This window comes from Cognatundibacterium luofuense (genome assembly GCF_018139685.1).
Lineage (GTDB): Bacteria > Pseudomonadota > Gammaproteobacteria > Burkholderiales > Burkholderiaceae_D > Undibacterium > Undibacterium luofuense.
This window is the reverse complement of record NZ_JAGSPN010000644.1, coordinates 1-283: the sequence shown is the minus strand read 5'-3', so window position 1 is coordinate 283 and position 283 is coordinate 1. Positions and strand designations below refer to the sequence as shown.

The 283-nt window shown below is 51.9% G+C and carries 1 protein-coding gene; it reads left to right on the top strand.

Annotation, left to right across the window (positions count from 1 at the left end; all coding sequences use genetic code 11):
• A partial coding sequence (locus tag KDM89_RS22015) for a hypothetical protein (protein ID WP_212689875.1) occupies positions 1 to 283 on the top strand: 283 nt, incomplete at both ends.

Genomic DNA, 283 nt, shown 5'->3' with positions numbered 1-283 from the left:
TGCTTCACTGAAGCCGGGCGCAGTCAAGAACAAAAAAACCAAACTGGCACTGGTCGGTGTGCACGTGGTCGGCAGCGCAAAGGGCAATCCCGAATTGATCTGGGCGACCTTTGAGCACATGGACAATACTCCAAATGCCGAATACAAATACATCGACGTCAATGGTGCAGAAAAACTGGTGCCGCAAAACACCAAGGGTAAATGGCTGTTCAGCCAGGATGGCGCAACAGGTCCTTTCAACCAGACGCTGTACAAGGCTTCCGGCAATACCATCACTTGCACC